This window comes from Nocardia sp. NPDC055053 (assembly GCF_053608285.1).
Window position 1 is genome coordinate 1 of the sequence record NZ_JBSGVD010000078.1, and the last position, 6,690, is coordinate 6,690.

Annotated in this window: 9 protein-coding genes; 6 read left to right on the forward strand and 3 right to left on the reverse strand. The window is 70.6% G+C overall.

All coding sequences use genetic code 11. The features are described 5' to 3' along the window. Positions 1-121: 121 nt before the first annotated feature. From ACWF82_RS34165 to ACWF82_RS34175, 3 genes are all read right to left on the reverse strand, one after another. Entirely contained in the window at positions 122-658 is a 537-nt protein-coding gene (locus ACWF82_RS34165) for a DMP19 family protein (RefSeq protein WP_452507698.1), read from the reverse strand. Between the two features lie 114 nt (positions 659-772). Then, positions 773-1,339, reverse strand: a complete 567-nt coding sequence (locus ACWF82_RS34170; RefSeq protein ID WP_452507699.1) for an isochorismatase family protein — start codon at positions 1,337-1,339, stop codon at positions 773-775. Positions 1,340-1,411: 72 nt separating this feature from the next. Further along, positions 1,412-2,725 carry a nicotinate phosphoribosyltransferase gene (locus tag ACWF82_RS34175; protein WP_452507700.1) on the reverse strand — a complete coding sequence of 438 codons (1,314 nt, stop codon included), beginning with the start codon at positions 2,723-2,725 and terminating at the stop codon, positions 1,412-1,414. A 61-nt stretch (positions 2,726-2,786) separates the two neighbouring features. Between ACWF82_RS34175 and clpS the strand changes: the two genes are divergently transcribed. The 6 genes from clpS to ACWF82_RS34205 all read left to right on the forward strand — a co-directional run bounded on the left by clpS (position 2,787) and on the right by ACWF82_RS34205 (position 6,613). Continuing rightward, a complete protein-coding gene (gene clpS, locus ACWF82_RS34180) occupies positions 2,787-3,137 on the forward strand; it encodes an ATP-dependent Clp protease adapter ClpS (protein WP_452507701.1) in 351 nt (116 codons plus the stop codon). 13 nt (positions 3,138-3,150) lie between these two features. Further along, positions 3,151-3,720: an oxidative stress transcriptional regulator AosR gene (gene aosR, locus ACWF82_RS34185; RefSeq protein WP_379311341.1), complete on the forward strand. Its 570-nt coding sequence runs from the start codon at positions 3,151-3,153 to the stop codon at positions 3,718-3,720. A 24-nt stretch (positions 3,721-3,744) separates the two neighbouring features. Then, positions 3,745-4,803 (forward strand): P1 family peptidase, encoded by a 1,059-nt coding sequence (locus tag ACWF82_RS34190; protein ID WP_452507702.1) that lies wholly within the window; start codon positions 3,745-3,747, stop codon positions 4,801-4,803. Between the two features lie 110 nt (positions 4,804-4,913). After that, complete coding sequence (locus tag ACWF82_RS34195; RefSeq protein ID WP_189034752.1) at positions 4,914-5,333, forward strand: Mov34/MPN/PAD-1 family protein; 420 nt, start codon at positions 4,914-4,916, stop codon at positions 5,331-5,333. Positions 5,334-5,367: 34 nt separating this feature from the next. Beyond that, positions 5,368-5,646, forward strand: coding sequence for a MoaD/ThiS family protein (locus tag ACWF82_RS34200; protein ID WP_189034718.1), 279 nt, complete (start codon positions 5,368-5,370; stop codon positions 5,644-5,646). Between the two features lie 4 nt (positions 5,647-5,650). Next, positions 5,651-6,613: a PLP-dependent cysteine synthase family protein gene (locus ACWF82_RS34205; RefSeq protein ID WP_378854700.1), complete on the forward strand. Its 963-nt coding sequence runs from the start codon at positions 5,651-5,653 to the stop codon at positions 6,611-6,613. Positions 6,614-6,690: the final 77 nt, after the last annotated feature.

Here is a 6,690-nt window from a genome sequence, read left to right on the forward strand (position 1 = left end):
CCGTTGCTTGCTCCTTCGTCGCCTACGCAACGGCGCCTGACCGGCGGGACGGCCGCGACGGCCGCTTCGCGGCCTGCCCCTCCTCGAGGTCGGGGCGTGCCGGGCCGGGTGTGCTGCCAGTTCACGACTCGCGGACGAAGTCGTCGATGTTGGCGCGGATGTAGTCGAGGACGCGCTGCTCGAAGTCGGCGGGCTCGTTGATGTCGTAGATCTCGTCGGGGTCGTCGGCGCGGGCGCCGTCCGGGCGGCGGATCTGGCCGGGGTTGGCGATGGTCTGGTGCTCGTCGTCGAAGAAGCGGTCCAGGTCGTCGTCGGCGGAGCTGGCGGAGGCGTCGCGGGCGGCCAGGACAGCGGCCGCGGCCAGTCGCGGCATGCCAGCGGCGCGCAAACCGCGTGTGGCCCAGGGGAGTTCGCTACGGCGGGTACGCAGGTAGCTGCTGAAACCCGCGTCGAGGACGCTGGTGTGCAGGCTCGACAGGGCCAGCAGGTGGGCGAAGGCGGGCGGGAGTTCGGCGAAGGCGCCGATGCCGCGGCGCTGCAGGTCGCCGGTGACGGGGTTGGACCAGAACACGATGTCGGCGGCGTCGTGGATGCTGTCGAGATCGGCCAGCGCCGTAGTGAGGCGGTCGCGTGCCTGCGCCGGGAATCGGTAGTCCATGCGTGCAGGTTAGTGGCGACGCGCGCACCCGCCGCGGGCAGTTCGCCGGCCGGGTCGACCCACTGTGGGTCAGGCGGGCAGCTCGTCAGGTGGGTCGAATCCAGCGCGGGTGGGTCAGGCGGGCAGTTCGCCGACAAGATCGACGCCCGCCGCGCGCAGTGTCGTCACGGCGGAGGCGACGGTCTCGGGGGCGACGCCGGCGGTGAGGTCGAGCAGGATGCGGGTGTCGAAGCCCTCTGACCTGGCGTCGAGGGCGGTGGCGCGGACGCAGTGGTCGGTGGCGATGCCGACGACGTCGACGGTGTCGATGGACCGGGCGCGCAGCCAGTCGGCCAGGGTGGTGCCGTCGGCCGACGCGCCTTCGAAGCCGGAGTACGCCGCCGAGTACTCGCCCTTGGAGAAGACCTCCTCGATCGGGCCGGTGTCGAGCGCCGGGTGGAAGTCGGCGCCCGGGGTGCCGACCCGGCAGTGCGGCGGCCAGGTGTCGACATAGTCGGGCTCCGCCGCGAAGTGCGGACCGGGATCGACGTGATAGTCCCTGGTCGCGACCACGGCGTCGTAGTGGTTGCCCGCCAGGAACGCGCTGATCGCCGCCGCCACCGCGGCGCCACCGGTGACGGCGAGCGAACCGCCCTCACAGAAGTCGTTCTGCACGTCCACGATCACCAGGCCGCGTGCCATGCCGTCCTCCACCTTCGCCGCCGGGCTCTGCCGGACCTATTCTCCGCCGCCCGCGCCGGGTCGGCCACTCGATCAGCCCAGGAACGTGGTCGGCACCGCCGGCTCGCCCGCCGAGAGCTTGAGCCCCTCCCACGGCAGGCTGACCAGCCCGCGCGCGACCAGCTCCCTGCTCTGCGCCAGCGTCGCCACCCCGTCGACCACCGCGCCCTTGCGGACCAGCGGCACCTGCAGCTCGCGCACCTGGAAACCGTTGGTGGCCGGTGCTTCTCCGGCGGCGGGGTACACGATCTCCTCGACGATCGTGCCGGTCGCACGGGCCAGCCGCACGGCCTTCTTGGTGCCGCCGCGCGACTGCTTGTGGCTGCTGCGCTTGGCGACCGGAATGCCGTCGACCTCGACCAGCTTGTAGACCATCCCCGCGGTCGGCGCGCCGGAACCGGTGACCACCGCGGTGCCGACGCCGTACACGTCGACCGGTTCGGCGCGCAGGGCCGCGATCGCGTATTCGTCCAGGTCGCCGGAGACGACGATGCGGGTGCCGGTGGCGCCGAGCCCGTCGAGCTGGTCGCGGACCTGCCTGGCCAGCACGCCGAGGTCGCCGGAGTCGATCCGCACGCCGCCCAGCTCGGGACCGGCCACCTCGATCGCCGTCGCGACGCCCCTGGTGATGTCGAAGGTGTCGACGAGCAGGGTGGTCCCGACGCTGAGCGCGTCGATCTGGCTGCGGAAGGCGGCCGCCTCGTGCTCGCCGTCGGCGCCGCTGTGCAGCAGCGTGAACGCGTGCGCGCTGGTGCCCGCGCCCGGCACGCCGAAGCCGCGCACGGCCTCCAGATTGGAGGTGGCGTCGAAACCGGCCAGGTAGGCGGCCCGGGAACTCGACGGCGCGGCCAGTTCATGGGCGCGCCGCGAACCCATCTCGATCATCCGCCTGCCCGCCGCGGCACTCACCATGCGCGCGGCCGCCGAGGCGATCGCGCTGTCGTGGTTGAGGATCGACAGGGCCAGCGTTTCGAGCAGCACGCATTCGGCGAAACTGCCGCGCACGGTCAGGACCGGCGAACCGGGGAAGTACAGCTCACCCTCGGCATAGCCGTCGATGTCACCGGTGAAGCGATATTCCCGCAACCAGTCCACGGTGGCCGGGTCGAGGAATTTCGCGACCACAGCGAGCTCGGCGTCACCGAAACGGAAGTGGGTCAGCGCGTCGAGCAACCGGCCGGTGCCCGCGACGACGCCATAGCGGCGGCCGTTGGGCAAGCGCCGGGCGAACACCTCGAAGGTGCATTGGCGATGCGCCGAACCGTCGGCGAGGGCGGCGGCCAGCATGGTCAGCTCGTACTGGTCGGTCAGCAGCGCGGTGCTGGCGAACTCGTCACGGATCTGCACACGAGAAACTGTAGTCACCGCGGGTGTTGTTTCTTCGCGGCCTCGTCGTACCCTGGGTTTTATGGCCGTGTGCAATACCGTTCGACCCGGCGCCGTCACCGACGCCGTGAACGCCGCACTGTCAGCGGCGCAGGCGATGCCGGAGGCTGTCGAGAACACCGAGATCCTGGAGGCGGAGGACCGACCATGGGTCACCGTCGTCTGGGACGACCCGGTGAACCTCATGCACTACGTCACCTACATCTTCCAGAAGCTGTTCGGTTACAGCAAAGCCAAGGCGACCGAGTTGATGCTGCAGGTGCACAACGAAGGCAAGGCGGTCGTATCCTCCGGATCACGGGACAAAATGGAACAGGACGTGCGCCGGTTACACGCCGCGGGGCTCTGGGCAACCATGCAGCGCGACGACTGAGTACCGTAGCCCTGTGCGCAAGTGGAGCAGGAAGAACTCACTGAGTGGCCTGAAGCTTCGATCCGAAATGGACGAGCACGAGGCCACAGTTCTGCGCTCCCTGATCGGCGCCGTGTCCGGGCTGCTGAGCGACCGCGCCTCGGAAGCCCCCGAGGACGAGCTGGCCGCGCTCACCGGTCTGCGCACCGGCAACTCGACCCCGCCCGACGATCCGCAGCTGCTGCGCCTGCTGCCCGATTTCCACCGCGCCGAGCCCGGTTCCCCCGACGCCAAGCGCGCCGACCTCAACGCCGCCCTGCGCAGCCTGCACGAGCCGGAGATCATCGACGCGAAACTGGCCGCGGGCCGGATCGTCCTCGACAGCTGCCCCGAGGCCGGCGGCAAGATCGTGCTCACCCCGGAGCAGGCCGACGGCTGGCTGGCCGCGCTCACCGACGTCCGGCTGGCGCTGGGCACCCTGCTCGACATCGACGACGACACGCCCGAGCAGTTCGATCCGAGTGATCCGCGCGCGCCGCACCTGGACGTCTACCACTGGCTGACCTGGATGCAGGACTCGCTGCTGCAGGCGCTCGCCCCCTGATCCACCCGCGTCTAGGGTCGACGGATGCGCAGCGCACCCGGTCCACGCAGCGCGATCACCGATGTGGCAGGCGTGCTGGTCGGCCATCACCAGGTGCTCGACGACGACGTCACCCTCGGCACGGGTGCCGCGACGGGCTGCACCGTCGTGCGGGTCCCCGGCGGCGCGACCGCCTCGGTGGACGTGCGCGGCGGCGGGCCCGGCACCAGGGAAACCGACCTGCTCGACCCGGCCAACACGGTCCGGCAGCTGCACTCGGTGCTGCTCACCGGCGGCAGCGCGTACGGTCTGGCCGCCGCCGACGGCGTCATGCGCTGGTCGGAGGAACACGGCGAGGGCATCCCCATGGACCCGACCGATCCGAGCCGGGTGGTGCCGATCGTGCCCGCCGCGGTGATCTTCGACCTGCCGGTCGGGGCGTGGGACATCCGGCCCGACGCGGACTTCGGTTTCCGGGCGGCCGAGGCGGCCTCGGCCGACTTCGCGCGCGGCACCGCCGGCGCGGGGGTGGGCGCGCGGGCCGGTTCGCTCAAGGGCGGAATCGGTTCGGCGAGCGTGGTTCTCGCCGACGGGCCGGGCGCTGGTGTCACCGTCGGGGCGGTGATCGTCGCCAATCCCGTCGGCTCGGTGGCCGATCCGCGCACCGGCCTGCTGTGGGGTGCGGGCACCGACGGTCCCGAGTTCTTCGGTCTGCGGCCGGGTACCGAGGCCGAGATCGCCGCGCTCAACGCGCTGCCGGTGAAGAGCATCCTGCTCAACACCACGATCGGCGTGATCGCGACCGACGCCGCGCTCGACCCGATCGCCTGCCGCAGGCTCGCCGCCACCGCCCACGACGGGCTGGCCCGCGCGATCCGCCCCGTGCATTCCCCGCTCGACGGCGACACGTTGTTCGCGCTGTCCACCGGCGCGATCGCGGTGCCGCCGGTCCCGCTGCCCGGCGCGTTCCCCGGTGACCTGCTGCTGCTCGACCAGTTGTGCACCGCCGCCGCGGTGGTCGTCGAGCGGGCCGTCGTCGACGCTGTGCTCAGCGCGACCTCGATCGCCGGAATCCCGGCCTATCGCGATCTGTTCCCGCGCTGATGCCCTGGTGGGGACCGGTGTGCGCGCCGCCAGGAATACCCGAATAGGGTGGGTGGTTGTCGAGGTGGTGCTCGACAGCACGCGGTAAAGATGTGGAAAGGGTCGAGGAAGTGCTGGTGATCAGGGCCGATCTCGTAGACGAGATGGTTGCGCACGCGCGCGCCGACCACCCCGACGAGGCCTGCGGCATCATCGCGGGACCCGAAGGCAGCGACCGGCCGGAGCGCTTCGTCGCCATGGTCAACGCCGAACGCTCGCCCACCTTCTACCGCTTCGATTCCGGTGAGCAGCTGAAGGTCTGGCGCGCGATGGACGACGCCGACGAGACCCCCGTCGTCATCTACCACTCGCACACCGCCACCGAGGCCTACCCGAGCCGCACCGACATCTCCTACGCCTCCGAGCCGTTCGCGCACTACGTGCTGATCTCCACCCGCGACCCGGAGCGGCACGAACTGCGCAGCTACCGCATCGTCGACGGCGAGGTCACCGAAGAACCCGTGCGGATCGTCGATTCCTACGACGCCTGAACCCACCGAACCAAGTCACACCCGAGGAGTCCTCATGCCGGTAACCGTGTCCATTCCGACCATCATGCGAGGTCTCACCGGAGGCGAGAAGCGCGTCCAGGGCGAGGGCTCGACGCTGTCGGCGCTGATCGAGAACCTCGACGCCAGCCACCCCGGCCTGGCCGAGCGGCTGCTCAAGGACGGCAAGCTCAACCGCTACGTCAACATCTACGTCGACGACGAGGACGTGCGCTTCGCCGGTGGGCTGGAGGCCGAGGTGCCCGCGGGCGCGTCGGTCACCATCCTGCCTGCCGTCGCCGGCGGCGCGCGCTGACATCGTGGCCCGCTACGAATCGCTCATCGCGACGCTCGGCAACACCCCGCTCGTCGGGTTGAAGACGCTGTCCCCGCAGTGGGACGGCGAGAACCACGTGCGGCTGTGGGCCAAGCTCGAGGACCGCAATCCGACCGGGTCGATCAAGGACCGGCCCGCGCTGCGGATGATCGAGCAGGCCGAGGCCGACGGGCTGCTCACGCCCGGCTGCACCATTCTGGAGCCGACCAGCGGCAATACCGGGATCTCGCTGGCCATGGCGGCCAAGCTCAAGGGCTACCGGATCGTCTGCGTGATGCCGGAGAACACCTCGGTGGAGCGGCGTCAGCTGCTCACCATGTTCGGCGCCGAGATCATCGACTCGCCCGCCGCCGGTGGGTCGAACCAGGCCGTCGCCATGGCCAAGGAGATCGCCGCGCAGAACCCCGACTGGGTGATGCTCTACCAGTACGGCAACCCGGCCAACGCGCTCGCGCACTACGAGACGACCGGACCCGAACTGCTGGCCGACCTGCCGGAGATCACCCACTTCGTCGCCGGGCTCGGGACCACCGGGACGCTGATGGGCACCGGGCGGTTCCTGCGCGAGAACGTGCCTGGCATCGAGATCGTCGCCGCGGAGCCCCGCTACGGCGAGCTGGTGTACGGCCTGCGCAACATCGACGAGGGGTTCATCCCCGAGCTGTACGACGAGACGGTGCTGACCACCCGGTTCTCCGTCGGGCCGTACGACGCGGTGAAGCGCACGCGCGAGCTCGTCGGCGAAGAGGGCATCTTCGCAGGCATCTCCACCGGCGCGATTCTGCACGCCGCGCTCGGCGTGGCGAAGAAGGCGCAGAAGGCGGGAAAGCGCGCCGATATCGCGTTCGTCGTCGCCGACGGGGGCTGGAAGTACCTGTCCACCGGCGCCTACGACGGCACCCTGGACGAGGCCGAGGAGAAGCTCGACGGACAGCTCTGGGCTTGAGTTGTTGGAGCGCTGGCGCGCTCGAGGTCGCGGCCCCTCCTGTCCCGCCGGTCAGGCGCCGTTGCTTGCTCCTTCGT

Bases quoted from the DNA above. Each gene is read 5' to 3' on its own strand.
- ACWF82_RS34200 (WP_189034718.1), top strand. From the start codon at position 5,368: ATGCCGGTAACCGTGTCCATTCCGACCATCATGCGAGGTCTCACCGGA.
- ACWF82_RS34190 (WP_452507702.1), top strand. From the start codon at position 3,745: ATGCGCAGCGCACCCGGTCCACGCAGCGCGATCACCGATGTGGCAGGC.
- clpS (WP_452507701.1), top strand. From the start codon at position 2,787: ATGGCCGTGTGCAATACCGTTCGACCCGGCGCCGTCACCGACGCCGTG.
- ACWF82_RS34165 (WP_452507698.1), bottom strand. From the start codon at position 658: ATGGACTACCGATTCCCGGCGCAGGCACGCGACCGCCTCACTACGGCG.
- ACWF82_RS34170 (WP_452507699.1), bottom strand. From the start codon at position 1,339: ATGGCACGCGGCCTGGTGATCGTGGACGTGCAGAACGACTTCTGTGAG.